A 26863-nucleotide genomic window follows, 5' to 3' on the forward strand; every position below is an offset into this window, starting at 1 on the left:
ATGGGTACTATTTATATTGATGATAAGGCAGTGGAATTCGAACCAGGCGAAAACGTCCTAGACGCTGCACGTCGTGCTGGTATCGAAGCGCCTTATTTCTGCTATCACCCTGCGCTTGGAGCAGCAGGTTCTTGTCGTATCTGTGCGATGGAAACTGTGCCGCAAAAAGAAGGCGAGCGCCCACGCACTGTGATGACTTGTACCATTCCTGCTCAAGATGGACAGCGTTACAAGTTCAAAAGTGATAAAGCGAAGCAAATTCAAAAAGGTGTGGTTGAGTTCTACATGACTAACCACCCGAACGATTGCCCAGTTTGTGATGAAGGTGGTGATTGTCACTTACAAGACACCACAATCAGTGTGGGTCACGCGTACCGCCGTTACGACGGTATGAAACGTACCATGCCAGACCAATACATAGGTCCGTTGGTTTATCAAACCATGAACCGTTGTGTCACTTGCTACCGTTGTGTTCGTTACTACCAAAATTACGCGCTAGGCGATGACTTTGGTGCAATGGGTTCAAGTAACCACGTGTTATTCCGTCGTACTGAAGACGGTGCATTTGACAGCCCATTTTCAGGCAACCTAGTGACAGTATGCCCAACAGGTGTATTTACCGATAAAGTTTATCGCCGTAAGTACAGCCGTACTTGGATGCTAGATAAAGCTGACTCTATCTGCTCAGGCTGTAGCGTTGGTTGTAACATTGAAGCGGGTGGCCGTGAAGGTACACTACGTCGTATTAATATAGGCGAAGAAGGCAAATCTGCGGTAAACCCTTATTTCATTTGTGACCGTGGTCGTTATGGCGCACATGGTACAGAAGCGAAAGATCGCCCTCTACAAGTATTGCTTGATGGCAAACCTCTTGCCGATGCGAACCCAGCTCAGCGTCTAGCTAAAGAGCTTGGTGAAGCGAAAGGTCGCGTGGCAATCTTAGGTTCTATCGAAGAAGATCTGTTAACTAACACAGCACTTCGTCAATTAGCCTCTCAGCTTAATGCACCATTTTCTCCGTTTACTTCAGAAACTGAAGAAGCCTTTAGCAAAGCGGCTGCAGCAGCTAACACTAATGCGCCAAGCGTAAAAGACATTGAGCAAGCGGATGCGGTTCTGGTTGTGGGCGAGCTAACTGAGCATGCACCAATGCTTGACTTGGCCGTTCGCCAAGTGATGAAAGAAAAACGTCCTGTGCACATTCTTCACGCTTCTGGCTCTCACTTAGTGACAGCGTCACGTAAGTTCCAGAAAGGGCTAAGCTACTCTGCTGCGCCTTCTCAATGGCTAGATCTATTAGCACAAGTTGAAAAAGCATGTGCTGGCGAAACTGTTGATAGCGAGTGGGCAACCAACGTTGCTAATTCTGTTAAAGACGCTAACAAAGTTGTTGTTCTTGGTGTCGCTGAGCTACTGAACGTGGCTGGTATCAAAGCACTACAAAAACTGACTGAGGTATTAGGCGAGAAAGCTCAACTAGCCGTAGCGCAAGCAGCAGCGGGTGCGACAGGTGCAGCTCTTCTAGCGGAAGCTGACTCTTGTGACAAGCTGAAGCAGCAACTGGCGAAAGGCAAAATTGATACGCTTCTTGTCGTGGGCTCTGACCCATTTGGTGAGAAGGTTCAAGGTTGGTCTGAACTACGTAGTAAAGTTAAGCGTCTCATCGTTGCTGATAAGATCAACACATCAACAGTGAAAGCCGCTGATGTTGTGATTCCTCTTGCTGCATGGCCAGAGCGCAACGGTATGACCATCAACTACGAAGGTCGTCTACAAAGCTTTGCTCAATCGTTCAAGCGTAAAGAAGCGATGTTTAGTGCTGAAGTATTGATCGAGCAAATGGCAGACGTTGATCAAGAAGCGATTAACAATTTCCTTGCTGGTTTAACTCAAACTCACCCAACAGCAGGCTCTCATGGTGTTCGTTTAGACGCTGAGAAGTTGGCGGTTAAGCTTTCTGCAAAAGAGCAGCAATCTTCGTTTAACTTTGCCAAAGCGGAGCAGCCACAAGTGGCCCTATCTCGTTGGTATGGTGAAGGCTACATTGCCGATCGTGCTGAAGAGTTGGCGTCATTAAAGCCTAATGCAGCCGTTTACGTGAGTGCAGAGTTTGCTCACTCTATGTCGCTGGCAAATGGCGATCGCCTGACGCTTAAAGCGCCAAGCAAACACCTTACTCGCACTATTGTGGTCGACAAGCATGTTGCGCAAAGCAGCGTCGTACTGTCTCGCGCTGATGTGAATGCGCTAGGTTTGGATATTGCGTCAGCCATTCAAGTTGAGAAAGCCGCTGACCTGTTTATCGATGCGACAAACGTTGAATCAAGTGATAAAGCTAAAGCAGCAGTAGGAGAAGCTTAATGGATCCTTTGCAGTATTGGATATATGTCCTAATTGGCATGGTTGTGACCATTATAGGTTTGATCCTTGTTGCTGGTTACACTGTGTTATTTGAACGTCGTGCTCTTGCACTACTACAAGACCGTTACGGCCCGAACCGTGCTGGTCCATTTGGTATCTTCCAAGCATTGTGCGATGCCGCGAAACTACTGACAAAAGAACACTTTTTGCCGGGTTTCGTAGACAAGAAACTTTATATCTTAGCGCCAATCTTGGTGGTAGTGGCTATCTTAGTAAGTTTTGCTCTACTCCCTGTTGGTCAAAATATTTCTTGGGCTGGTGATCTTAATATTGGATTGCTTTTCTTGATGGGCCTTAGCTCTATCCACGCTTACGGAGTATTCCTAGGTGGTTGGGCATCAAGCTCTAAGTACACCATGCTAGGTGCGATTCGTACAATCGCTCAGCTTATCAGCTATGAGTTAGCGATGGGCGTAGCAGTACTTGGCGTTGTGATGCTTGCGGGTAGCTTCAGTCTCAGCAAGATCGTTGATGCTCAAACTATTCCTTATATCGTGTTGCAACCAATCGGTTTCATCGTCTTCCTTATCGCTGGTATCGCGGAAACTCACCGTCTACCTTTCGATATGCCAGAAGCAGAAAACGAACTGAACGCTGGTTTTAACACTGAGTACGGCGGTATGCCTTTCGCCATGTTCTTCTTAGGTGAATACCTAGGCGTGATTCTTGTCGGTGCAATGACTACCACGTTGTACCTTGGCGGTTGGCATGGTCCATGGGCTGAAACTCACCCTCTAATGGGCGTATTTTGGTTCGTATTGAAGACGTTCTTACTCGTGTTCTTCTTCGTCTGGATGCGTGCAAGTTTGCCACGAACTCGTTATGACCAATTGATGGCATTTGGCTGGAAGTTCCTATTACCACTTGGCTTGGTGAACATTCTAGCAACGGCAATCATCGGTGCATTCTGGATGTAACACGGCGGAATTGATCGAGAGAAAATCATGAAAATATTAAAAATACTCAGTGAAGTCACAGGAGCTTTCGGAACCACGATCAAGCATGCTTGGGCACCGAGAGACACCGTCTGTTATCCAGACGTTAAGCCTGATCTGCCAGAGCGCTGGCGTGGTCGTATCGTATTAACAAAAGATCCTAGTGGCGACGAGCGTTGTGTGGCGTGCTACCTATGTTCTTCTGTTTGTCCTGCGAGTGCGATTACCATCCAAGGTGCAGAGCGTGAAGATGAGCGTCGTTACGCAAAGACTTTCCAATTGGATTTCAGTCGCTGCATTTTCTGCGGCATGTGTGAAGAAGCCTGTCCAACACTATCGATCCAATGTACGACCGATTTTGAAATGGGCAAATACAGCCACGAAAAATTGGTTTATCAAAAAGAAGACTTGTTGATCGATGGCCCTGGCAAGCACCCTGATTTTAATTACTACGAACATGCAGGCGTGGCAATTAAAGGGAAAGCTATAGGTGATGGTGCGGATGAAAAACCGCCTATCGATGTCTACACTTTGCTGCCGTAATCGGGCGAGGTAAATAATGTTAACCTGGAATATTATATTCTATGCCAGTAGCGTGATAATGCTGCTGTCAGCCGTGAGCTTGCTGTTCGTCAAAGAGCCAATGCATGGGGCAGTGTATTTAACTACCTCGCTATTGGCACTAGCAGTGATCTTTTATCTGCTTGGTGCGCCGTTTGTCGCTGCGTTACAAATCATTTTGTACGTCGGGGCAATCATGGTGCTGTTTGTCTTCTTCATCATGCTCAGCCCAGCAAGTGAAAGCTTCCCTATGACAGCCAACAAAGGTGTCATCATCCCAGTGATTCTACTGGTTGTGATGCTGGTAGAAGGCTTGCTAGTGATGACTCACTCTATCACTATCGATGCTGCACAAGCACATACTGTGCAAATGATTAGCGCGAAGAGCGTTGGTTACGATTTGTTTGAGCACTACAAGCTAGCGATTGAAGCGATTTCAACTTTACTTTTAGGTGCTTTGGTAGCCGTGATTTACCTAGCTGCTCACGTTAAACCTCAAGAAGAAGAGTCAACGGAGGAACAAGCATGAGTGTATTTACTGTTCTCGTTTTGTCACTGTTGATGTTTGTGATTGGACTTTTAATCGTGTTGGTACGTCGTCAGATGTTGTTCGTACTAATGGGTATTGAAGTCATGTTAAACGGTGTTGCGCTTGCACTTGTGGGTGCTGGGCAATATTGGAACGACCCAACAGGGCAAGTGGTTGCTCTATTTTTGATGATTGCAGCGGGTTGTGAGTTATCTGTGGTACTTATGCTAGCAATGCTATCTTACCGTCATCTGAATACCACTCGCGTTGACAAGCTTAACCAGCTTAGCGACCGTCTTGTGAAAGGGGGAGACCTATAATGAATAACTGGTTATGGTTAATCCCAACTTTGCCTCTGCTCAGTGCGGCGATTATTGTCCTGCTTGGCGGAAGAATCCCTCTACGTGCAAGCGGAATTATCGCGGCAACGTCGGTATTCATCTCTGCAATTTTAGTCGGTGTGCTATGGGTCGATAGTGATTTCAACCCTGCATACCACCAACAACTATGGACTTGGATGTCGGTCGGTGACTGGAAAGTCAATATAGGCTTCACGGTCGACAGACTGACGCTTGTAATGATCACAGTGACAACTTGGGTTGGTTTCCTGATCCACTTGTTCTCTGTGCCATTCATGCGTAAAGACTTCGGTGAGCGTCGTTACTTTTGCTACTTAAACCTCTTTGTAGCGGGTATGTTGTTCTTCGTGATGGCTGACAACTTGATCTTGTTGTACACAGGTTGGGAAATCATGGGCCTATGTTCTTATGGCTTGATCTCTCACTACTACAACAAAGAGAAGAACGTCTACTCTGGTCGTAAAGCATTCGTCGTAACACGTATCGGTGATACTCTGCTTGCCATTGGTATTTTGCTGACTTTCGTTGTCTTCAAAACCGTTAACCTACACGAGATTTTCCACTTAGCGGCGACTCAGCCTGTTAACCTGTGGGTTATTGGCGCGATCTGCTTACTTTTCCTTGCTGGTGGTATGGCTAAGTCTGCGCAGTTCCCGTTCCACGTTTGGCTACCAGAATCGATGGCAGGTCCGTCTACGGTTTCTGCATTGATTCACGCGGCAACCATGGTAACAGCGGGTGTTTATCTGATCGCTCGTACACACGTTCTTTACAACCTAGTTCCTGATGTGACTTGGTGGGTTTCGCTAGTGGGTGCATTTACTGCATTCTACGCAGCGACTTGTGCGGTAGCGCAAAATGACGTTAAACGTATTCTGGCTTACTCAACCATTTCGCAAATTGGTTACATGTTTGCAGCTCTAGGTGTGGGTGCATACGATCTTGCTATCTTCCACGTGATTGTTCACGCGTGCTTTAAAGCACTATTGTTCATCAGCTCTGGTGTCATCATTGATATGTATAACCACGATCATGATATCCGTAAGATGGGTGGTCTTGGCAAACGTCTACCATGGCTTAAGTGGACTTACTTAGCAGGTTGTGCAAGCTTAGCAGCGCTACCTATCATTACTGCAAGTTTCTACTCGAAAGACGCGATCATCGCGGCGACAGATACTGGATACCTAGGTTGGTTGCTAGCAGGTTTAGGCCTTGTTGGTGCACTATTTACAAGTATCTACAGCTTCCGTATGTACTTCATGGTCTTCAACGGTAAGAACCGTACACCATTTACTAAGCCAGCTTATATCAGCGAAAAAGGTCTGCCTTGGCAGATGAAAGTAGCAACTGGCATCCTAGCGGTTGGCTCTATTGCTATCGGTTGGATTCAGTTCCCAGCAGATTGGAGCTTTGGTCCACACCTATTCGTACCGTGGTTAAGCCAAGTGCTAGGTAATGTACCTGAGCTTGATCCTTCTACTGGTCTTGTGCTTGAGATTCTTGGCTCTGTGATTGCGATTGCAGGTGTGTGGATTGCTCACGTGATGGTCAAGAAAGAGATTGCTGCTGGTAAAGGTATCGGCGACAACAAGTTCCTCAATGCGGCTTGGTACATCGATGATCTTTCTAAGCTAATTTTTGTACGCGGTTTTAAAGCCTTTACTGGACTACTAGAAACAGTAATCGAGCGTTGGATTCTTAATAAAGGCCTAGTTGGTGGTGTCTCTGCTACATTGTCTAGCACGGGCGAGATTGTCAGCGAAGGTCAAGGTAATCAAGTTTCTCGATACGTCCTATGGATGATTCTTGGTGCCGTTATTTTGCTGTTTTACATGGTCTGATCAATATAGGTTAACTTATGCTTAGTTTATTGATTTTCTTCCCGCTGATTGCTGCAGTGCTGATCTGGCTAGGTTGTCGCAAACAACCTGAGCTAGCTCGTTCGCTGACGCTCTCTGCGGTCGTCATCGAAAGTTTGATGGTGGCGTGGATATTTACCTCTGGCCATGTACATGGCTTCTCCATGACCGAGCGTCTTAACTGGATCCCTGCCTTTGGGGTCCAATACCTGCTCAGCATGGACGGCATTAGTTTAAGCCTGATCGGCCTAAGTTGTGCGTTGTTCCTAGTTTCAATCATGACGGCTTGGAAACAGGTCGACCGTTGGAACGCATTTGGTCCACTGATGCTAGCTACGCTAGGTGGTATTATCGGCGCATTCCTAGCACTAGACCTATTGCTGTTCTACGTGTTCTGGGAACTGATGTTGATCCCAATCTACTTTATGCTTAGCTTCTGGGGCTCTAAAGGCACTAAGAAAGCAGCACTTAAGTTTATGATTGTGACCATCACAGGTTCACTATTGATGCTGGTTTCATTGATTGCGTTGTACATTGCTAATGCACATACAACGGGTCATATGACGTTCGATTACTTCTACCTAGCAAGTCACCCTATGGTTGGCAAGCTGGCAATGCCTGTTGTTCTTGGCTTCTTGATTGCCTTCATGATTAAAGTGCCTGGTTTCCCATTCCATTTCTGGGCACCAGATACGTACCGTGAAGGTAACCCAGCTGTTACTATGCTACTTTCAGGTGTGATGGCGAACGTCGGTGCTTACGGTATCCTACGTTTCTGCCTAGCGATCTTCCCTCATGCGATGCATCAGCTTGCTGACATCGGTATGGCACTTGGTGCAATTGGTACACTTTACGGTGCATTCCTAGCATTCAGACAAAGCGACCTTCGCAGTGTGATTGCGTACTCGAGTGTGAGCCACATGAACATTGTTGTTCTTGCTATCTTTGCTTGGCAACTACAAGCGCTTAACGGTGCAGTACTTGTTCTAGTTGCGCACGGCCTATCTGTTGCTGGTTTGTTCGCGGTTGTTGGTATGCTTCAATCTCGTGGCTACGAAGGTGACATGGCTGAAATGGGCGGTCTATACAAGGTGATTCCTGGTATCGGAGTCTTCCTAGTATTCCTAATTGCAGCAAGTGTTGGTATCCCTGGATTGGCTAACTTCTCAGGTGAGATCCTATTACTAGCAGGTAGCTTTAGTACTTCGCCTCTATGGGCAAGTGTTGCAGCATTCTCAATCTTGTTGGGTGTGGTTTACTTCTTGAAAGCCTATGGCCGTTCAATGCTTGGACCTATCTCTGAGCAGAACTTAGCTCGTGGTATCGTTGATTTATCAGCTCGCGAAAAAATGATTGCTGCTGTTATCGCAATTGGTTTGTTCTGGGTTGGTCTTGATCCTAACTATCTACTACAGCTTATGGCGCACTCTACGTCTGACCTTGTTGCAGCTAAGCCTGTATCAGTGATTCATGCAATTACGAAAGGGGTAATTTATGTCACTCCATGATTTAACCTATGTATTGCCTTATGCTTTCGTTGGTATAGGTGCGTTAATCGTTCTATTGCTCGGTGTACTGCCGGGCAAAAAGAACAATCAAGTGCCATACGTTGGTTCGATCGTTGTTCTTCTCGCCACCATGTTCCAAGTTGGAACCTTGTTTGGTAGCGAAGCAACCATTGAAAACTTTGTCACCATCAATCATTTTGTGCTAGTAGCGTTCGAGCTGTTCGCTGCAGGTGGTCTAGCAACAATTCTTCTTGCACAAAATTACCCAGCGCTGAACAAACACGTAGATGAAGAATTCTACGGTTTAGTATTGATTGCGGTATTAGGTACTTTCTTACTGGTTTCTGCAGCGAACTTGCTCGCGGCATTCATCGGTATGGAAACTGTAGCTATCCCAATGTTTGCGCTAGTTGCTTGGAACCCTCGTCGTAAAGGCGCAATTGAAGGTGCCGTTAAGTATGCGATTACCGCAACGGTTGCAGCGGCGTTCTTTATGTTCGGTATTGCGCTTATCTACTTCGGTACTGGCACACTTGTTATCGACCAGATCCCAGAGGCGATGGGCGGCGCTCATGCAATCCCACTTCTAGCGATTATGGGTATGATATTCTTGATTGTTGGTATTGCATTTGAATTAGCGTTGGCACCCTTCCATAGCTGGTTGGCAGACGTATTCCAGGCGTCACCTTCTCCAGTAATGGCGTTTATCGGTAGTATTGCGAAAATTGCTATGCTGACGTTCCTGATTCACTTCGCTATTCAGATTGCACCAATTTGGTATCACTTAGAAAGCGTACTTTGGGCACTAGTTTTCCTAAGCATCGTATTGGGTAACTTGCTAGCACTAAGACAAAGCAACGCTAAGCGCATTCTTGCTTATTCTTCAGTGGCTCAGTTTGGTTACGTGATGATGGCATTGGCAAGTGTGGTTCCAAATGACATTTCGTCAATGGCACACTCAGTACGTGCTGCGGCATACTATGGTTTCAGCTACGCCATCATGAATATGGTTGCGTTTGCGGTTATCACAATGCTTGGCAAGTACAACCCATCAGGTGATCTTGCCGGTTACCGTGGTCTTGGCCGCCGTTTCCCTCTTGCAGGTGTGGCGATGGCAATTGCGGTATTGTCTCTAGCTGGTATTCCACCAACAGCAGGCTTCTTTGCAAAGTTCTTCTTGTTCTCAAGCGTTTACGCGAATGGCCACTTAGGTTTTGTACTACTAGCTGTAGCGGGTTCAGCCGTTTCAGTATTCTACTATCTAAGAATTTTGCTTGCTCTATTTGCTAAGCAAGAGTCAGAAGAAACGTCTGTCGATGTGACTGTCAACAATGATGGTAGCCTAACTGCTCAGCCTGTCGCATTTGGCCCGGCAGCGGTTATCGCTGTTTGTGCAATCGGTACACTGGCGTTTGGTATCTTTGCTCAATACGCACTGAACTTTATGTTCTAAATTTATATAGATATCAATAAGTTCGAGTTTGAAAGCCTCACCAAAAACGGTGGGGCTTTTTTATTCCCAAATTTAGCGGCTTGGAGAGAAGAATACTGCAAAAAGTGACACATATAACATTTTGTGCCATAGTTTTTTATTAATAATAACTTCCGGGCGAAGGCCCGAATCGCTTTAATTTGAGTCTATATTCCGCGTCAAAGTGAGCTATTTCTTTTAGTTGTTTTAGGAAAATAGTATGAGAACCAAAGACCAATTAGCTATTGAGCTCGCCCTCGAGCACCTTTTAGAATTGACCTCTGCAAAAGGCGTCGCAATGACAGGTTCATTGTCTATCGCAGGTAAGCTAGTCCGTTTTGATAATCATGTAGAAAGCGACACAGCAACATTTAACCACATTCGACAGCTTGTCGCACACAGCGGCAATGTATCAAGTTTTGTGTCGGTGTTAGCGGAAAGTGACGTCCAACAGAGTACAAGTAAAGAAGTTGAGCGTATTACGGAGTCCGCGATTTCCGTGCCAATGGCGTTTAAAATCAAGCATTAAGTTACTAGATGCATCTAGGTGCTGTCGTAGTGAAAAAGTTTGTCAGTTGCATTAGACTCTAACGATATACCTGAACGTTTGCTCTCATTTTGCCCCCCCAAATCTTATCTATGAGTCCAAATATGTTTATTTATAGTACACAAAGGCTATCATCACGACGCTGCCCAGAGGTTAACAAGTGAATTCGGGTGTTGAATTGTATAAGCCGTTTCAGCCTACGCTAACGAGCTCGGGTTTAAAAAGCTTTGGGTTGTCGATACAACAGGTACAGCCATCAAGAGCACTTCGAGGTGTGGTACATTCGTACTTGCAGGTAAACACAACCAAGCCAACACCTTACCCAGTCATTCCAGATGGCACCCAGGCATTTTTTATATCACCAATCGGAGTTAAGGTTGGGATCATGAATAAACGCGCATTTGACCTACAGTTACTAGAAGGCGGGGTGTATTTCGGGGTTCAGTTTAAGCCTGGAGCGCTACGTTGTTTTTTTGATGTAGATCTGTCCGAGTTCTCGGAGCAAATAGTAAACAGCAAGCAATTTGTTTTCTCACACTTTGAAGACCTTTGTGCCGCCATTTATCGAACTAACCACTTTTATGAACGGGCATCTATTTGCGAAAATTGGTTGTTGAAAAAGTATACATCAAAGCTCTCGGTGAAATTTAATCATGCACTTTCTTTGATATATAAGTCGTGCGGAACAAATAAAATTAGCGCATTGGCTAATGATGTTGGTTGTACCAGCCGACATTTGAGTCGCCTATTTCAATTGTATACCGGGCTGAGCCCAAAATCCTTTATGCAAACGATTAGGCTACAACATGCTTGCAAACAATTACACCTTTTACGAACCAGCTCCTCAAGTATGGCATTAGAACTGGGCTATTATGACCAATCTCATCTGTTAAAAGATTTCAAAAAACATTTTTCATGCAGCCCAAATCGCTTTTTTAACCGTTTTGGGTCCGATTTTTACAATAGTATCCAAACGTAATCTGCAAAACTGTCCTCCTACAAGTAATGGAGGTAACGATGCAGTTTTCGAATCAAGAAATTTTGTCTATGTCCAACGGTGACTTTTTTGGCTTGGGTAACGCCCAGCTACCTAACTCTTCAATGCTAATGGTGGATAAGGTGAGCCATATTTCCAATAGTGGAGGGCTTTTTGGAAAAGGTTCAATCGATGCGGAGTTAAAAATAGACCCTCAACATTGGTTTTTTGATTGTCATTTTAAGGGAGATCCGGTGATGCCCGGTTGTTTGGGGATTGACGCTTTGTGGCAGTTATTAGGTGTCTTCTTAGGGTGGTCTGGATTGCCAGGAAAAGGCCGCGCCTTAGGAGTAGGCAAGGTGAAATTTTCCGGGCAAATATACCCTGACGCAGGCCAAATTCAATATCGGCTAGATATTAAACGTGTTTTTACAAAGCCAATGCCGTTAGGAATCGCCGATGGGCAGGTGATCCATAAAGGCAATGTTATTTATCAAGCAATAGACCTTAAAGTTGGGCTTATTAAGGGATAACCAACTCTAAAAAGTTAAGAGAAATCAAAAGGACATACACCATAAACACACTGAGGGAATGCTTAACACTCTCTGCTTTAAGGAAAAAGCGATCAATCACTAATGTTCGCCAACCGATAGGTGAGGGTGTTTTATGCGAATCTTTTCCAAGGGCCGCGGACAATGGCATACAGGGCGTAGGCATTGAGTAGGGTGAAAAAGAAACTAACGACGCTAAATCCGGTGTAATAGTTTGCCAGAACGCCAAGAAGCATACTGACATAAACGCCGTAAACCCCCCATTTTCGCCAGTACCACATACCAAGGCATCCGATAATATTGATTGCGGAGAGTAGGCTATAGATAACTAGCATGCTGGTAGGAATGACAAAAGGTGTGCTATCGAGCTGTTGTAGTTGGTGGATCACCTGATTGGGGTTTACGCCCATATTCAAGAATAACCCATAGAAACTCGCCATGGTCGATTCCATCATTTGTGAAGCAAGCAACACTTGGTTTTGGACCCAATGAAGGAGCGGGGTAGACTCGACAGCAAGCCCAATAACAACAACCGATGACAGAATAGATAGCCATACATAGCTAGCAATCCAAAAACCATGACTGGGAGCGGCAACGCTTTCCTTCGCTAGATTCGGTTGTTGAGTTGACTGCATAGAGACAAAGCCTTTAATTTTAAACGTAAAATGAGTTATCTTAAGCGTTTCAGACTAAGGTTGTACAGCTTAGACTGATGCTAAATAGTACACGTATCAATCACGTAGTTGCAATCGTAGAATACATAGATAACAAAGGTATGACAATGAAGCGAACACTCATTACTTGTGCCAACAGTGGAATTGGCTCGGAAATAGCGAAGAAGCTTGCGCATACAGATCAACTGCTATTGGCTGCGAGAAACCAAACTAAACTTTGCCAATTGAACGCTGATTTAGGGCAACGTGCCGAGCAGTATGCACTGGACTTTTTTGATTCAAGCAGCATTCAACTTTGCAGCGAGCGTATTAATGGTGCTGGCCAATTAGATAATCTTGTCCTTATTTTGCCCCGTATTGAGGCAACAAGTGAAGTATTCCCCGAACATGATGAATGGTGCTCTTTGTTACAAAACTATTTTGTTAAGCCATTGGGTTTACTTAAATGTTTCGTAGAGAACGGCACCTTCGCTCAAAAGGCGAAAATTGTGATTGTTTCTGGGCTCAGTTCAAAATCAGCGTTAAGTCACTATTCTGCTAATAACAGCCTTAGAAGTACATGGTTAGGGCAGGCAAAAACCATGTCATTAGCTTTAGGACCAAAAGGTATTTCAGTTAACACTTTGTCTTTAGGAGGAGTGATGACGGATGCGTATATCAGCAAACTGGAAGCAAAAGCCAGTAATCAAGGGTTGCCATTTGAGGCGTTGATGGAAAATGAAGTAGCAAACATTCCATTAAAGAAGTACGCCACTGTGGGTGAAGTCGCTGATGCTGCTATCGCGCTGTTAGGTCCTATTGCTGACCATATGACGGGGCAAAATATTCTAGTTGATGGTGGTTTTTTCCGAGGGTATTGAACAGACGAGTTGTGCTATTGTTGTAGAGCAGTCCTTTGCTTTTAGGGTGTTAAACTTGGCTATTTTGTTCAGATTTCGCTCCTTTCCAGTGGGACTGCCGAAGACTTCTCAGGCTGCGCCTGATGAATCTGATTGAGAATATAACGACTGTTCCTACACAGAATACTCCTGCCCCTAACCCTGCAACGGATAAGATAAACACTACCCATTCAGAAAACTGCATATCAAACATATGATCTACCTACTTCAAAGTAAAGCGTGAGATCCTTACGCATGTCTTAAGCATCCTATGCAAAACTTAAGCCTCATGAGTTCACTTGAGCTTTCCCGCGTATTATCACATCCATTTCTTAACCGAAAATGAACAGCAGCCGTGCAGCAACGCGAAGATATTTTGCAAAATTGAGGTGATTTGGTTTTGGGTCAAATTGTCACGCTTCCTGCTGTACTTCTTCATTTTCTGAAGGAGTATTGTTTATCAACAAACCAGATTGCAAAAGCAACCACAGCCCAGCCGCCCAGAATGTCGACAAAATAATGCCAGCCTAACAAAAAAGTAGATGCCGTCAGTAGGGTATTGATGACCAGTAGTGGATAGAAAACCCGTTTGGTTTTTCTAAATGTATAGGTCAACAGTGTTGCCCATATAATGTGGAAAGATGGGAAGCTTATCAGTCCCGCACCCACCACAGTTGGGGTTATGCCCTGGTGAATTTGTTTAAACTCAAGGGCTAAGTTTATTTGACCGTCAACGAGATACTTGTGGTCTAGAATACTGGCTGGAGATGCTGTCGGGAAAAAATAGTAAATCACAAGGCCTATGAAGTTCACCAACGCAAAGTAGGCGATGAAACGCTCGCAATGTTCTTGTTTAAAGAAGATAAATAAGGATACGGGCAAGATAATTAACTGAATCGTTAGTGAAGCGTAGGCAAGGCCGAAGAATATTACGAGGTACTTGTGCTGGAAAAACGCGTTAATAATTTGGTTCTGGTCAAGGCCAATGAGTTGGTCGAAGTGGAACAAATAATTGTCTATTGGTGGAAGGGGTGTCAACCTAAGTATGGCGGCTAACGACATGACAACAAATACGCATAAAAACACGCAAGTCAAAAGAATCGGCTTGCGAGAAGTGGGAAATAGAGTTTTATAGTAACCAACAAACACAGCGATAGCTGCGAAAAAGGCCAGCGCGGCTATTGAATGTAGATAACTCTTGGGCTCAGTAAAATAATGTGTGGAAACACTATTATATAAATAACTGAATCCCATCAGGAGTAAGCTCAATAGGACACAAAACAGCGTAATTTTTTGCGCGGGATTTGCATCTATATACGTCTCGGCCAAATAAGTGAATAATGATTTGTGCACATTGTTGTCAGCACAGCCAATATTGTTGTTGGCTGTGCTAATGTCTTGTTTTAAAGCCGTCATAATAGTCGTGATTACCTGAGAGAATATGGCCACATTCCATATTCTCTTATTTCATGCGTATCAAATTAGTTGAGTTTTACGTCTGTACGGCGGTTTTTCTCTCGACCCTTTGCCGTTTTATTGCTGGCAATCGGGTGAGTTTTACCATCGCTACTTGCGGTAAGTAAGCTTGGGTCTATACCGTGATCTGCCAGATATTTCACTACACTGTCGGAGCGTTTTTGGCCTAACTTAGCGTTGTAAGCGATGCTGCCGATAGAGTCTGTATTCCCGACCACGTTGAGTGGGTGTTTGTTCGTTTTAATGGACTTAATTAACTGATCTAATACGTATTTAGAGCGGCTATTAAGCGTTGAATTGTTGAAAGAGAAGTATACTCTCGCCAGTACTTTGCCTTTCTGAGAAACACTAACACTTTGGTGCTCAGAGATAATACTTTTTAGTAAATACTCTTCACACTGCTTGTTGATAGTTTGCTGGCTGAATGAATCTTCACTTAGCACACTTTGAATTAAATATTTATCTGGTGATACTTTATTCAGCATCTGAACTTGATTATATGGCCCTTGATTGAGCTTAAGCTCAGTGCCATCACCTACGATAATTTGTTCTTTAAACTCACCGTGCTTAGAGCCACAGTATAGGCTAAAAGCTTTATTTAAATCAGGTGCGTCTTTTGCTTGAGTTGTAAATGGCAGAGTTGCCGCCATCAGCAATATTAAATAAATGTTTTTCATAATTACCACTTAAATATAGTTATGTATCTACTAGAAAAATAGAGACATATTCATTTGTGTTGAACGGACTATAACTTTCTTAGGTGTCCAGTTTCTTCGTTTATAATGCCTAATATTTCGTTGACCATTGTTTGGCCATCATCCGCTTCGTAAATATTATTGGCACCAACACACTGACCAAGTGCTTTGGTCGTGTCTGCTGTTGTACTAAATCCGATGTAAGCCATGGTCGTCTCGTATCCGTTACTATCAAAAGTGTTACGGATGGTTTGGCACATGTTGCCCTGGTTCGTATCCATTAGTTCCTCGCCCCAGGTTTTATACACGTTGCCGCTTCTACCAGGAGGGTTACCATTGTCGTCACCATCAGAAATGATGATCATAATTTTTCGTTTGTTTCTATTGATGTCGTTTAGAAGTTGAGCGCCTCGTATAACACCTTGGAACGACGCGGTAGAGCCTCCAGCTCTGAAGCTGTCTACGATTGCAGGAACATCTCGGGGTTGTGTCGATGGGATATCGTAGTAATAGCCGTAATAGCCATCAAGCTCATACTTATCCTCAGTAAAGATATCGTTTATCGTGCCATTAACATCTAATTCTGTTCTTGCATTGTTTCGATACACGAGATTATCAACCGCTTTAGTGCCATAACTAGTTTTGGTTCTTGTGTAATTGTCAAAGGCGGTAAATCCTAACGTGTTTCTTGGATCTGTATTGGTCAGCTCTTTTGCGACTTCAGCGATTACCTGTTTCAAAATTTGTAACTTTGATTCGCCATAGCTTCCATTAGGTGGATAATTCATTGAGCCAGAAAAGTCTGCCACAATAACCACATCCGCTGGTGACTGGTCTTTCTGCGAAATAGCACCGCTTGACGTTGTAAAGTACTGATCCATCTTCGGCTTATCAGTCGTGCCTTTAAACCAAGACTGTTGCGTTGTGGATATGTTGATTTGATATTGAAATCCATCGACCAAACCACCTAAGCAATTTGAGTTAACATTCTCACAGTCTAAGCGTATGATTTTCAGAGAAGGAAATGAGTCGATATACGGCACGTAAGCCTTTGCATAATCTTTAACCAGATCACGGTTTACTTTACTACCAGACTCTGGTCCTTCCGAGTCTATGTTGGCGTCATTGAGGGCGGCAACGGCAATGGAAGCCACTTCAGATGCGTTATCCAACCTTGCTCTGGTCTGCAATGCACGAGCACCATCTGTTGCTAATGCAAGAAAACCTATCATGCCCAATAAAAGTAGGGTAAATAAGATACCCGCAACGCCTTGCTGTTTATGTTTACTACGATGCATATTTTATCTACCTATCGAAAAAGAAGATGAATCGATAGCGCTGTAGTCACCACCGTAGTTATAACCATAAAAGTTGACGCCTTTGTAGCACAGAGTGACTCGGTACAAAGGGGCTTTTCTCGACCAACTCGTCACAACAGAAAGATCTTGATATCCACTGATTGTTTTGTTGGGACGGCAAGAATACTGACCACGTGTAAAGTGAGTAACATGTGGCGCATTGTTATTGTTTTCATCGAACGTCATTCCTTCGATATATACGCCGAGATTCTTATCTTGGTACGTGTCAAACGTTCGTTTTAGTGAGTGTTTAGCGATGGTGTAAATAGCATCCGCGTCACTTGAACTAACAGTTTCATTGCTGTCATATAATTGCGCTCTTTCTCTTAGCAGGCTCACTAAGGAAAACGACAGTCGATCGAGCTGACCTTTGAGGGATATCTGCACAACGAGTTGTTCGCTGAATACCAATAGCATTGCAACAAAAAACATCATCAAGGAAAACTCAATGGCATACACACCTTGTTGTGCTTTTTTAGTATTGAGCTTTATCACGTTGGTATTCCTGTACAGCTATCATCTCGCGGCTAAATAAGCCCGAGGTAAAAGTAAAAAACTTAGTAATGGGTTGAAACTTGTAGTCCACATGGTAAATGGCAATAGGACTATCTGTTGGGTCACCGCATGTCACCGACCTTTGGTTCGTAGGTATGGAACATAGGTTAGTGACACTTTCAAGCGAACTCATACTGCTAAGGTACTGTATGGTTATTCGGAAGTTACTTGGCTCAATAACATTTGCCCAATAGGAGCTACTTTTATCAATGACTTCGTTGACCACTTTCATATAGTCAGTGTTACCGTCTGTTACTTTGGCTTCACGAACGGCTTGGGTCACAATCAGATCGCTTACCGAAGACACATACGACATATAGCTCACTTCGACCCATAGCATCATGATGAGCCACAGGCAAAGAAAGCCCAACGTGAACTCTATGGACACAGAACCGCGAGTTTTACGCTTGAATGGCCTCATTACTTAACCTTTTCCCTTTTTGTTCTTGGCCGCTTTAGTTGGAGCTTTGTTGGTCTGGCTAGTATTGGTTTGCTTAACCAAAGACACTTCTTTTGTTGACTGCAGTGTTAGGTAAAGTTGAGCGATTTCTCTGTCGCTGTATTTGGGCTCAAGCAGACTCTGCATCAGCTGCAGATTTTTTGATTTTGCAACCGCTAGAATCAGGTTCGCCGTCATTTGTTTATCAGCTTGATCGTTTCTGTACAGCGGCATGATGCGGTTGATGGCTTGTTGATATTTACCCTGCAAAATATCCAACACGACCAGGTTGTTGGTCACTTTGATTTCATTGTAGAAATGCGATCTTGCCAAGTTAAGCTCTTGTCTGGCTTTAGGATACATACCCTTGGTCGCATAGATAACACCCAACAGGTTTTCTGTCTCGCCATTGGTCTTATCAAGTTTGTTTGCAGCGATAGCAGAGCTTAATGCCGCATTCGCCTCGCCCAACTCAAGCTGAGCTTTGGCTTGAATGATGAGTGAAGATACAGAAGGCTTTTTCTTGTTAACTGGTGCGATAACAAAAACTGCAGAGCCAGGATCCCCGTAATTAAGGTAAGCTTGCGCCAACTTGATACGGGTTGAGTCTGAATCTTTCTTTTGCAACTCTTGTCTATAAAGATTGATTAATCCTTTATAGTTTTTCGTTACTGTATAAGCAGATTCCTTTGCTAAATCCGCGTTTTGTACCGGATTTGAAGCACATCCTGATGCTAATAGTATGGCTAGGCATACCAAAAGTTTTTTGTATGTCATCATAGTTAAATACTTATAGAATTTGGTCTAAGAAAAGAATCTCATTATCGGTGGGCCTACCACTAAAGGGACAATCGGAAACATATGAAACAAAATCATAGGAATCGAGATTTTAGAGGCCAATTTACCCATCTTTTCTTCAGTTTCGAGTAAGGTCACTTCACGAATATCGGCTGACAGTGTAGTTAGCACTTCGTATATCGAACTACCATAGTGCAAGCTTTGTTTTAACGTCATGGTAAAACTTCGCATTGAATTGGTGGGTATACGTTGATACAACTCATCCAAAGCGACATCTAAGCCTACGATACGAGAGCGAGTATTCATTTTGCTCAATGTATGCGACAAATGCTTGTCAAAACCTTGCATTTCCTCAGCCAGATATTTGAGTGAAGACTCTATCGTCATCCCTGTTTTGACACACATTGCCAACAAATCGATCATGTAAGGTAGTTGGGCTGAAACTCTTTTCTTCAGCTTATTACCTTTGTCAGAGATGATCATATCTGGTACGGAAATACACAGAACAAGCCAAATACCACAAGTAATATACAAGGCGGCATTTGACCAGCTGTCGGGGCCAAGCATTAAAATTAGGCCAGCGCCAAGTGCACCGGAGATGTATTTTGCTGGCATGTATAACGAGGCAAATTTGAAGTCATAGTATCCCGCTGACTTAAACATATCTTCGATATCTGCTTTGTTCGCTGACAGGACTTTGGGCATATACTGCTCAAACTTTTCAAACCCATCTCGCTCTCCATCGCTATCGCCTAGACCTTTACCCGCGAATTTATTGAGTGCTTTTTTTCTCCGGATGCTTTTTAAAAGCATAGCGCCAATAATCCAACCGCCGAAGACGAGTAGGGATAGTGCGAAGAATAAGGCGATCTGATTATTCATCATGCGTTAGTCCCTCATGATCCAGGAAGAAATGGCAAAACCAACCGCATTACTTGCAATGAGGTAATACAGCAGATAATGACCTTTTGGGTTGTGCATAACGAATTCATAGCTCTCGGGGCTAATGAATTGATAAGCAAACAAAAAGACGAAAGGAACGGCTGCAACAATTTTCACAGAGGCTCGCGCTTCGGCGGTAAGAGACATTTTCTTTTTCTCTGCTGCACGTTCGTTGAATATCATGCGGTTGAGCCTGGTAATAATGAGCTTAAGCTGTCCACCTCGTTGGATGTTGGCATTAAGTACAATGACAAAAAACAAGAAAGAGGAATAAGGAAAACGAGTACAAGCTTTACGAAATACGCTTTCTGGTTTCTCTCCAATAAGTAGTCGTTCACCCATTACTTTGAATTCGTTGCCGACATCGCCATCAAGGTGTTTACCAACATAGACAATGGCATGGACAATACTTTCACCAGTGCCGATTGCACTGGCGAGAATATTCAGTGCTTCTGGAAAGGCTTCGTTAAATTGTTTGTACGCGCGTTTTTTAAGCCATCGATAACCGGTAAATAGGCTGATTATCTCAATGGTAAGAAACACCACAATAAGCTCACCGAATCCACCACGAACAAAGTTGTGATTGACATAAGTGGCCAATAGAAAACAAAGTATGGTAATGACAGCGATTTTCAGCGCTGCCATTTTGCCAAGTTGCAAGTAGGCGCTTTGAGCCCCTTTGATTATGCGATCTTTCAGGCTTTTTTCGTACAGTGCTTGTAAGTCAACGGCCTGAGACTCTTCACCAATTGATGAGTTAGATCCGCTAAGGGCGTTAGTCTTCAGGTAATTGTGCTTAGGAGTATTACCTCGTAATAGAAGGATGGCCGCCAAGCCACCAACTAGTAGCAAAAACCAATACATCACACCGTCTCCGCAACACCAAATATGGAACTTAGCTGGGATTGAAGACCATAAAAGTGCGCCTTCTCTGACAGTATGGAGCGTCTTGGAAGCCCTGATGTAACGAATGTTCCGTTTACTTTGCCATTAACAGCTTGGCCACTGTGTTGAAATTTGAATAATTCCTCCAGCACGATGGCATTGCCTTCCAAACCAACTACTTCAGAGATGCTCATGATTTTTCTTGAGCCATCGTGTAAGCGACTTATTTGGACGATAATATCGACAGCACTGACCACCGAACGACGAATCGCTTCCAGTGGTAGGTTAGCGGTCGCCATCATGACCATGGACTCAACACGAGCAAGTGCATCACGAGGTGTGTTGGCGTGTAATGTTGACATCGAGCCATCGTGGCCAGTATTCATCGCTTGGAGCATTTCAAATGCTTCTGCGCCACGACACTCACCCACAATGATACGATCTGGCCTCATACGCAGTGCGTTGATCACCAGATCACGCTGTGTTACCGCGCCGTTTCCTTCAATCCCGTCAGTACGAGTCTCTAAACGAGCAACATGGGGTTGAAGTAATTTCAGTTCGGCCGCGTCTTCAATGGTAATGATTCGCTCTTTTTCGGAGATATATTGAGACAAGGCGTTCAGCAACGTCGTTTTACCCGAGCCAGTACCACCAGAGATCAGTACGTTTAGACGGCAACGTGAGGCAATTTTAAGCACCTGCGCGACTTGGCTGCTCATTGAGCCATATTCTGCCAATTTATCCAGCCCAATGGAGTGCTTTTTGAATTTACGAATTGAGATACAAGTGCCATCAATCGCGATAGGTGGAATTACGACATTGACACGGCTTCCATCTGCCATACGAGCATCACAGGTTGGCGAAGACTCATCAATGCGACGACCTACACGAGTAACGATGCGTTTCGCGATGTGCTGCAATTGGTTCTCATCAATAAAGGTCACGGGAGACTCTTCAACGAGGCCGTCACGCTCGACAAATACCCGATCGTGACCATTGATCATAATATCGTTAATGGATTCATCATCGAGCAGGGCTTGCAATGGACCCAAACCGTGTAACTCGTCGACCAAGCTTTTTACAAACTCGGCACGAATCACTGAAGCCACAGAATAATCTTCACGCTCGATTAGCAGGTCTATCGCTTTGGAAAGTTGGCTTTGTAGCTGATCTTTCGTCAGGGTATTAATAGACTCAGGATCGAGGGCCTCAAATATCTGCTCTCGCAGTTTTATGTATATGGTTTTGTTGTTATACATACTTATGACACCTTCCTAAGCCATTGTTTCAACTTAGCCGATGTAGGTTGTTTGAAAGGCTTACCGAGTACCAAAGACGTTAACTTGTCTAAGGTGGTGTTGATCATAAGTTTTTGGTCGTGCAACGCTTTGTCTTTAAGTATTGCATGGCTCAGACTTGCCTCATAAGCACACATAATGTCGGGCGTTTCGTCTAAGAACGACTTGATTTCTTGCTCAGATACCGTCGCTGCCTTTTCTGGGCGAGTACTATTCAAAATGGTGACTCGTCTAGCCGTTGAGTTGTGGTGTTGTAGGGCATCCACAATACGTTTCGCTTCTCTCAAGCTTGAAATACTTTTGTCCATGACAAGCAAAATGATATCGGCATTATTAGCGATATACTCTAGTTGCTCTCGACTGGTTGCGGTATTGGAGTAATCCTCTAATACAAAGTTATATTGAGAGGAGAGTGCGTCAATTACGATTCTTAAGATGTCTTTCGTTTCTGCATCTGTTAACACTTCAGACTCGATACTCAATAGTGAAAGTAATTGATTCACGTTGTGAGTCATACTCATCGCATAAGTATCATCTAGTGTGGCGGTAATTTCGGTTGAGTTGACCGCTCGCTTAGCAAAGTTGTCAATACCTAACAAAATATCTAAGTTACCACCGGTGAAGTTGTAATCGGCTATAACACAAGAGCTGTTGTGTTTTTCGGATAAGCTACGCGCTAACTGGGTGGTAAAAAATGATGCGCCCACACCACCTTTGGCACCTAAAATAGCGACTTTCTTCGCTTTTCTAGAAGGGCTTAGTGTGGTGTTATTAACAGTGTTTGTATTCACTGATTTAAATAGTTCTACAAACTCTTCTTGGCACGCTGGCCAAAACAAGTAATGAAAGCCCATCGACTTTAGGCTTCTAATCGTATTGATCGTGCCTTCTGTACCGACAACAATCACAGAAGCATTGTTAGGTAGCAAATGGGAGATACGCTCCATTTCAGCAGTGACATTGTCACTGCTGCTTAGCTCAATAATCAGTGTGCTAGACTTGTTTTCTCGCGCGTACTGCTGAATGTTCTTGTCTACATTAGCTAGGGCTTTCGGTAGTGCTAACCCTTCAAATCGACACGCTTCTTCGATAAAGCTTTTGCAGTCCTCAGACTGATGAAACAACACCATACCATGTTGGTTTTCACTTTCTGATTTATCAGCGTGATTTTTAATAACATCGACTAAATCAAACATAATATTTACTCTTTAGTACTTTCTGGTGACGTTTTTATCAGCATTTTTTGAGGGTTAACCATTGAAATCCAACGGCTATTTTCAACAAAACAACCTGACGCAGTATCCTCGACATCGCCAATACCGTAGTAGCCACACTGCTGAACCTGAGTGGTGTAGTTAGTGGTAGAGATCGACAGGTCGAATCGGTCATCGTCTTTGCTAATGCCAGGTAGTATCTTGATAGATTTAGGCTCAACACCTCTTTTAACCAAGTCTTTACGGACACTCATCGCCCAGCGCTTACCGACAGAAGAAAATGTCTCAATCGTCACACCATGCTCTAAAATGACATTGAAATGTGAGTCAATGAACTGCTGCAAAAATGGAGACGGTTTAGTCAGCGCGAGGGAATAGGTGACAGGGAAAACGTCAACATTACTTCCTGAGCGCTCATTTACGTGCTCTGCACATCCTGTTACCGCGATAACAGGAATCAGTGCCAGTAGTTTCCAATTGATCATTTCTTAAACCCTCCGGTTGCAAGCAGCTCTTTTGCCAACTTTTCACTGGCTTTCGGGTAGGCCGTTTTATTATCATTTAGGCCAAAGAAGCGGCTCAACGTGGTTGTTTTTTGCATTTCTGGCAGTTGGATTTGAGACGGTTTAACGGGTTTTACTAAGTTAACCGTGGCAACAATCACCAGCTCAGTTTTCTTTTTATGAGTAGCAGCATCACGGAATAGAGTGCCCAAGATTGGAATGTCTCCAAGTAGAGGAACCTTACTCAGGCTTTCGATTTCCTCAGTACTTAACAAACCACCAAGTACAAAGCTCTGACCATCACCGAGTTCAACCGTTGTTTTTTCACGACGTGTCTTAAGGGCCGGAAGACTGTAAGTCTGGTTCTCGTAAGTGGTATCTAATGAGCTGACTTCTGGCGCTAAAGTTAAACGGATGTTGTCATCGCTTTTGACTTTAGCCATTAGGTGCAGCTGAATACCATAGTCTTTGTATTCAACACTGGTTGAGTTGTTGACTGTGTATACCACAGGCAATTGGCCACCAACCAAGAAGTTGGCCGTTTCACCTGAAATAACAGATAGGTTTGGCTCAGCAAGGACTTTACCTACGGTGTCATCATGGCTAGCGTTGATCACGGCAAGTAAGTTTGATGCGTTAAAACCGTTAATCGGGCTTATAAATTGCCCAGGAGAGCTTGAATTGCTACCGTATTTAAATCCGATATCTTCCATAAACGACTGTGAGACTTCCGCAATCGATAACTTTACGTTTACCTGCTTGGTTGCAGCGACCTCAATGTTGTTGACAATGCCTTCGTAGCTTGTACGAGTCATGTAGTCCATTTGCTCTTTGGTATTAGATTTAGTGTTTTTGTATTCAAACACATGCTCTTTGGCTTTTCTGGCCAATAGATTTCCAACTACCTTCTCAATTTGGCTTTTCTCGGTCTCGGTTGCGACTGTACCACTTAATACCACTTGGTCACCGACGTTAAAAACATTGATGTTGGCATTAGGGAACTTGATGGCAATATACTGCTGTATCTTGGTTAAGCTCTTGTTGACGATAACCGTTCTATTTGCCAATGTCGTTCCGGATTTACCAAATACCATGATGGACGTGCGGCCAATGGACTTACCATAGACCACCACTTTTTTCTTATCGATGACCTGATAGTCAGCGATTTTCGGGCTAGCGATAAAAACAGATGATACGTCCTGATTCACATTAATTGTGGTCGCGTTTCCTTTCGCTAAATTGATAACACCACTAGCTGCTGCAAAAAATGAAACAGTGGTTAGAACTAGTGCTGCGAGTAATTGTTTTGCTAATTTAAACATGACAAAAACCTAGTTAATTTGCATTTTGTCTGCGCGGTATTCAGCAACATCTTGGAAATGCGGCAGAATATCACCAGAGTCAGCTTGTAGATCCGATTCGGTATATTGACCTACAGATCGATCTATCTTGATGTGAGAAACTTGCTGTGCGACGGTCAGGGTGACCGCTTGTTTTCTCGTAAGCTCTAGTACAACGACGGTTTGACTTTTTGACTTATCATCACCTTCTATTTTTACTTTAGAGGTGAGTTTTTTAACTTGTAATACTTTAATACCAATAAATAACGGCTTAACGGTAATCGATTTATTGGTTGAATTCTTAGGTGCGAATCCACCTGATGATTTGCTTATGCCAATGATGGCAAGTACATCTACCTTGCTGCCATTAGTAATGACCCCTCCAACGACACTGTTTGGATCAATGGCGATAGGGAATGCAACTCTGTTTTTACCAATAACAAAGTCGATGTATCCAGGTGCATCTGGTTGGACTAAGTCAGCTTCCGATAAGTAGCTGCCTTTGTTTAAGTTTTGACGAAATACCGCGCCTTGTTTCCAAGCAAGGTTCACGCTTTGAGTAAATCCAAGCTCATTGGCTTTTTTCTGAGAAACTTGTTCGACGCTTAACATACGACGACTAATAATCTCTCCAGAATGGACATTTTGCTTTAATCGCCAAACTTGAATATTGGGGTTTTTTTGTGGTGCAGGTTTTGGTTTGTGCACTAACGAACCAGCTACACCATAAAGGCCGACTAGTATGGCAACCACTGCAATAACTAATAATATTTTTGATTTCACGACGAAGCCTTAAACTAAATTATTGACGCAGCAATACCGAGTAAACAACCAATACAAATAGGTATTCCATAAGGAACGCCTGAGCTTTCCTTTAAGTTCTTTTTATTAGCTTTCAACCATATAAGTTGAATGCAACCCATAATTCCACCAAGGAAAGTGATAACAAAAAGTACCATCGGTGAATAAGTTGGGCTGATAGCTACAAAAAAAGAGCAAAGCAGTTTTATGTCACCTGCTGCAATAATATTAAATAGAAACAATACAAACCCGACGAGAAATATCATGGCGACATACATAATATTTCCACCATTTTTTATATGCAGTGAAATGACGACACTAATTAAAAAAACGATAAGTGATAGGGTGTTAGGTATTTTTCTATAACGTAGATCTAGATATCCTATATAACAAGAGATGGTGGCTAGAGATAGCCACCAAGCTATTATCCAAGCCGTCATTAGCCAGTGTAAACACTGATGTAGCCAGCAACGGTTTTTAGCGCTTCTTTAATGTTTGTAGCTAGGCCAGATTGTGTTAGACCAACGTAGATAACACCACCCATGATAGCTGCGATGATTGAGTATTCGATTGCAGTTACGCCGTTTTCGTCTTGAGTGAATTTAGCAATAGCTTGTTTGCAGTTATCGATAGACATTTGAGCTTTTACGACTAATTTAGTTAGCATGTTTTAACCTTAAAGTTTATATGTGTTTAATAAAATAATATTAGAATTCAAATATGAAATAAGATTTTATGTAAGCAGTTTTATAGCTAAGGCACAGGCCTTAACCTCACTCAAAGTTATTTTATTTATCTAGTACCGTTTTACTAAAAGGCTCTAGATTTTTGAACTCGACTATTTCTAGAGTTATGCAATACATAACTCTACTATCTGCCAGCAAATAAATGACCATATATCAGATAGATAATAGAGCTAAGAACTTTAAGAACTACAATTTCTTACACTGGTTTTATCATATTATTTAGGGGGTACTAAATATGTAGTATCCCTTTCCTAAAAACTAATCATTAATATTCTAAATAGTTATGCGGTTAACGATGGGTTAATAAAAAAACCAAAAGTTACCTGTTTGTTTAGAGCGATTGAATTCTATTTAAGGAGGGGGAGATGTTCAATGTTTAAGCTGGAATATATAAAAGTATGTTAAGAATAAATAGATTCCTTCCTAAATCATAAGTCTGGTGATTGGTTTGGTTGTGAAATATATCCAATGCTATTAAAAACAATCTATTAACAGCAGTTTTTCCAACTATCGGATGCAAATATTTCTGCCGGAAAGAGGTGAA

The 26863-nt window shown here is 43.3% G+C and carries 28 protein-coding genes; 12 read left to right on the forward strand and 16 right to left on the reverse strand.

Annotation, left to right across the window (positions count from 1 at the left end; all coding sequences use genetic code 11):
- The 11 genes from nuoG to fabA all read left to right on the forward strand — a co-directional run bounded on the left by nuoG (window position 1) and on the right by fabA (window position 11699).
- The gene (gene nuoG, locus M9194_RS04975) at window positions 1–2361 is read left to right on the forward strand and encodes an NADH-quinone oxidoreductase subunit NuoG (RefSeq protein WP_250611532.1); all 2361 of its coding nucleotides are present in this window, start codon (window positions 1–3) and stop codon (window positions 2359–2361) included.
- Window positions 2361–3338, forward strand: a complete 978-nt coding sequence (nuoH, locus tag M9194_RS04980; RefSeq protein WP_250611533.1) for an NADH-quinone oxidoreductase subunit NuoH — start codon at window positions 2361–2363, stop codon at window positions 3336–3338. Before nuoG ends, nuoH begins: the two co-directional genes overlap by 1 nt.
- Before the next feature lie 27 nt (window positions 3339–3365).
- Window positions 3366–3899 (forward strand): NADH-quinone oxidoreductase subunit NuoI, encoded by a 534-nt coding sequence (gene nuoI, locus M9194_RS04985; RefSeq protein ID WP_250611534.1) that lies wholly within the window; start codon window positions 3366–3368, stop codon window positions 3897–3899.
- Between the two features lie 16 nt (window positions 3900–3915).
- Window positions 3916–4446, forward strand: a complete 531-nt coding sequence (locus tag M9194_RS04990; RefSeq protein WP_250611535.1) for an NADH-quinone oxidoreductase subunit J family protein — start codon at window positions 3916–3918, stop codon at window positions 4444–4446.
- Window positions 4443–4766 (forward strand): NADH-quinone oxidoreductase subunit NuoK, encoded by a 324-nt coding sequence (gene nuoK, locus M9194_RS04995; RefSeq protein WP_250611536.1) that lies wholly within the window; start codon window positions 4443–4445, stop codon window positions 4764–4766. The genes M9194_RS04990 and nuoK overlap by 4 nt, the downstream gene beginning before the upstream one ends.
- A complete protein-coding gene (nuoL, locus tag M9194_RS05000; RefSeq protein ID WP_250611537.1) occupies window positions 4766–6646 on the forward strand; it encodes an NADH-quinone oxidoreductase subunit L in 1881 nt (626 codons plus the stop codon). The genes nuoK and nuoL overlap by 1 nt, the downstream gene beginning before the upstream one ends.
- Before the next feature lie 17 nt (window positions 6647–6663).
- Window positions 6664–8172, forward strand: a complete 1509-nt coding sequence (locus M9194_RS05005; protein WP_250611538.1) for a complex I subunit 4 family protein — start codon at window positions 6664–6666, stop codon at window positions 8170–8172.
- Window positions 8159–9625, forward strand: coding sequence for an NADH-quinone oxidoreductase subunit N (locus M9194_RS05010; RefSeq protein ID WP_250611539.1), 1467 nt, complete (start codon window positions 8159–8161; stop codon window positions 9623–9625). Before M9194_RS05005 ends, M9194_RS05010 begins: the two co-directional genes overlap by 14 nt.
- 238 nt (window positions 9626–9863) lie before the next feature.
- Window positions 9864–10172 carry a hypothetical protein gene (locus M9194_RS05015; RefSeq protein WP_250611540.1) on the forward strand — a complete coding sequence of 103 codons (309 nt, stop codon included), beginning with the start codon at window positions 9864–9866 and terminating at the stop codon, window positions 10170–10172.
- A gap of 178 nt (window positions 10173–10350) precedes the next feature.
- Window positions 10351–11169 carry a helix-turn-helix domain-containing protein gene (locus M9194_RS05020; RefSeq protein ID WP_250611541.1) on the forward strand — a complete coding sequence of 273 codons (819 nt, stop codon included), beginning with the start codon at window positions 10351–10353 and terminating at the stop codon, window positions 11167–11169.
- Between the two features lie 26 nt (window positions 11170–11195).
- Window positions 11196–11699 carry a bifunctional 3-hydroxydecanoyl-ACP dehydratase/trans-2-decenoyl-ACP isomerase gene (gene fabA / locus M9194_RS05025; protein WP_348772032.1) on the forward strand — a complete coding sequence of 168 codons (504 nt, stop codon included), beginning with the start codon at window positions 11196–11198 and terminating at the stop codon, window positions 11697–11699.
- 131 nt (window positions 11700–11830) lie between these two features.
- Here the strand turns inward: fabA and M9194_RS05030 are convergent, their stop codons facing one another.
- Window positions 11831–12352, reverse strand: coding sequence for a hypothetical protein (locus tag M9194_RS05030; RefSeq protein WP_250611542.1), 522 nt, complete (start codon window positions 12350–12352; stop codon window positions 11831–11833).
- Window positions 12353–12498: 146 nt separating this feature from the next.
- Between M9194_RS05030 and M9194_RS05035 the strand changes: the two genes are divergently transcribed.
- Window positions 12499–13251: an SDR family oxidoreductase gene (locus M9194_RS05035; RefSeq protein ID WP_250611543.1), complete on the forward strand. Its 753-nt coding sequence runs from the start codon at window positions 12499–12501 to the stop codon at window positions 13249–13251.
- Window positions 13252–13704: 453 nt separating this feature from the next.
- Here M9194_RS05035 and M9194_RS05040 read toward each other — a convergent pair whose 3' ends face one another.
- The 15 genes from M9194_RS05040 to M9194_RS05110 all read right to left on the reverse strand — a co-directional run bounded on the left by M9194_RS05040 (window position 13705) and on the right by M9194_RS05110 (window position 26240).
- The gene (locus M9194_RS05040; protein ID WP_250611544.1) at window positions 13705–14685 is read right to left on the reverse strand and encodes a phosphatase PAP2 family protein; all 981 of its coding nucleotides are present in this window, start codon (window positions 14683–14685) and stop codon (window positions 13705–13707) included.
- Between the two features lie 65 nt (window positions 14686–14750).
- A complete protein-coding gene (locus M9194_RS05045; protein WP_250611545.1) occupies window positions 14751–15422 on the reverse strand; it encodes an OmpA family protein in 672 nt (223 codons plus the stop codon).
- 68 nt (window positions 15423–15490) lie between these two features.
- The gene (locus M9194_RS05050) at window positions 15491–16738 is read right to left on the reverse strand and encodes a pilus assembly protein TadG-related protein (RefSeq protein ID WP_250611546.1); all 1248 of its coding nucleotides are present in this window, start codon (window positions 16736–16738) and stop codon (window positions 15491–15493) included.
- Window positions 16739–16741: 3 nt separating this feature from the next.
- Window positions 16742–17293: a tight adherence pilus pseudopilin TadF gene (gene tadF / locus M9194_RS05055; protein WP_250611547.1), complete on the reverse strand. Its 552-nt coding sequence runs from the start codon at window positions 17291–17293 to the stop codon at window positions 16742–16744.
- The gene (locus M9194_RS05060) at window positions 17274–17774 is read right to left on the reverse strand and encodes a TadE/TadG family type IV pilus assembly protein (protein ID WP_250611548.1); all 501 of its coding nucleotides are present in this window, start codon (window positions 17772–17774) and stop codon (window positions 17274–17276) included. Before M9194_RS05060 ends, tadF begins: the two co-directional genes overlap by 20 nt.
- Before the next feature lie 3 nt (window positions 17775–17777).
- Complete coding sequence (locus M9194_RS05065) at window positions 17778–18572, reverse strand: tetratricopeptide repeat protein (protein ID WP_250611549.1); 795 nt, start codon at window positions 18570–18572, stop codon at window positions 17778–17780.
- 24 nt (window positions 18573–18596) lie between these two features.
- Window positions 18597–19475 (reverse strand): type II secretion system F family protein, encoded by an 879-nt coding sequence (locus tag M9194_RS05070; RefSeq protein ID WP_250611550.1) that lies wholly within the window; start codon window positions 19473–19475, stop codon window positions 18597–18599.
- A gap of 3 nt (window positions 19476–19478) precedes the next feature.
- Window positions 19479–20396: a type II secretion system F family protein gene (locus M9194_RS05075; RefSeq protein WP_250611612.1), complete on the reverse strand. Its 918-nt coding sequence runs from the start codon at window positions 20394–20396 to the stop codon at window positions 19479–19481.
- Window positions 20396–21676: a TadA family conjugal transfer-associated ATPase gene (locus M9194_RS05080; protein WP_250611551.1), complete on the reverse strand. Its 1281-nt coding sequence runs from the start codon at window positions 21674–21676 to the stop codon at window positions 20396–20398. The genes M9194_RS05075 and M9194_RS05080 overlap by 1 nt, the downstream gene beginning before the upstream one ends.
- Before the next feature lie 2 nt (window positions 21677–21678).
- The gene (locus tag M9194_RS05085; protein WP_250611552.1) at window positions 21679–22911 is read right to left on the reverse strand and encodes a CpaE/TadZ family protein; all 1233 of its coding nucleotides are present in this window, start codon (window positions 22909–22911) and stop codon (window positions 21679–21681) included.
- A 5-nt stretch (window positions 22912–22916) separates the two neighbouring features.
- Window positions 22917–23414, reverse strand: coding sequence for a hypothetical protein (locus tag M9194_RS05090; RefSeq protein ID WP_250611553.1), 498 nt, complete (start codon window positions 23412–23414; stop codon window positions 22917–22919).
- Window positions 23411–24754: a type II and III secretion system protein family protein gene (locus M9194_RS05095; protein ID WP_250611554.1), complete on the reverse strand. Its 1344-nt coding sequence runs from the start codon at window positions 24752–24754 to the stop codon at window positions 23411–23413. The genes M9194_RS05090 and M9194_RS05095 overlap by 4 nt, the downstream gene beginning before the upstream one ends.
- A 9-nt stretch (window positions 24755–24763) precedes the next feature.
- Complete coding sequence (gene cpaB / locus M9194_RS05100) at window positions 24764–25555, reverse strand: Flp pilus assembly protein CpaB (RefSeq protein WP_250611555.1); 792 nt, start codon at window positions 25553–25555, stop codon at window positions 24764–24766.
- Between the two features lie 14 nt (window positions 25556–25569).
- Complete coding sequence (locus M9194_RS05105; protein ID WP_250611556.1) at window positions 25570–26013, reverse strand: A24 family peptidase; 444 nt, start codon at window positions 26011–26013, stop codon at window positions 25570–25572.
- Entirely contained in the window at window positions 26013–26240 is a 228-nt protein-coding gene (locus tag M9194_RS05110) for a Flp family type IVb pilin (RefSeq protein WP_250611557.1), read from the reverse strand. Before M9194_RS05110 ends, M9194_RS05105 begins: the two co-directional genes overlap by 1 nt.
- Window positions 26241–26863 lie beyond the last annotated feature (623 nt).

The sequence above is a fragment of the Vibrio sinus genome, from assembly GCF_023634645.1.
Lineage (GTDB): Bacteria > Pseudomonadota > Gammaproteobacteria > Enterobacterales > Vibrionaceae > Vibrio > Vibrio sinus.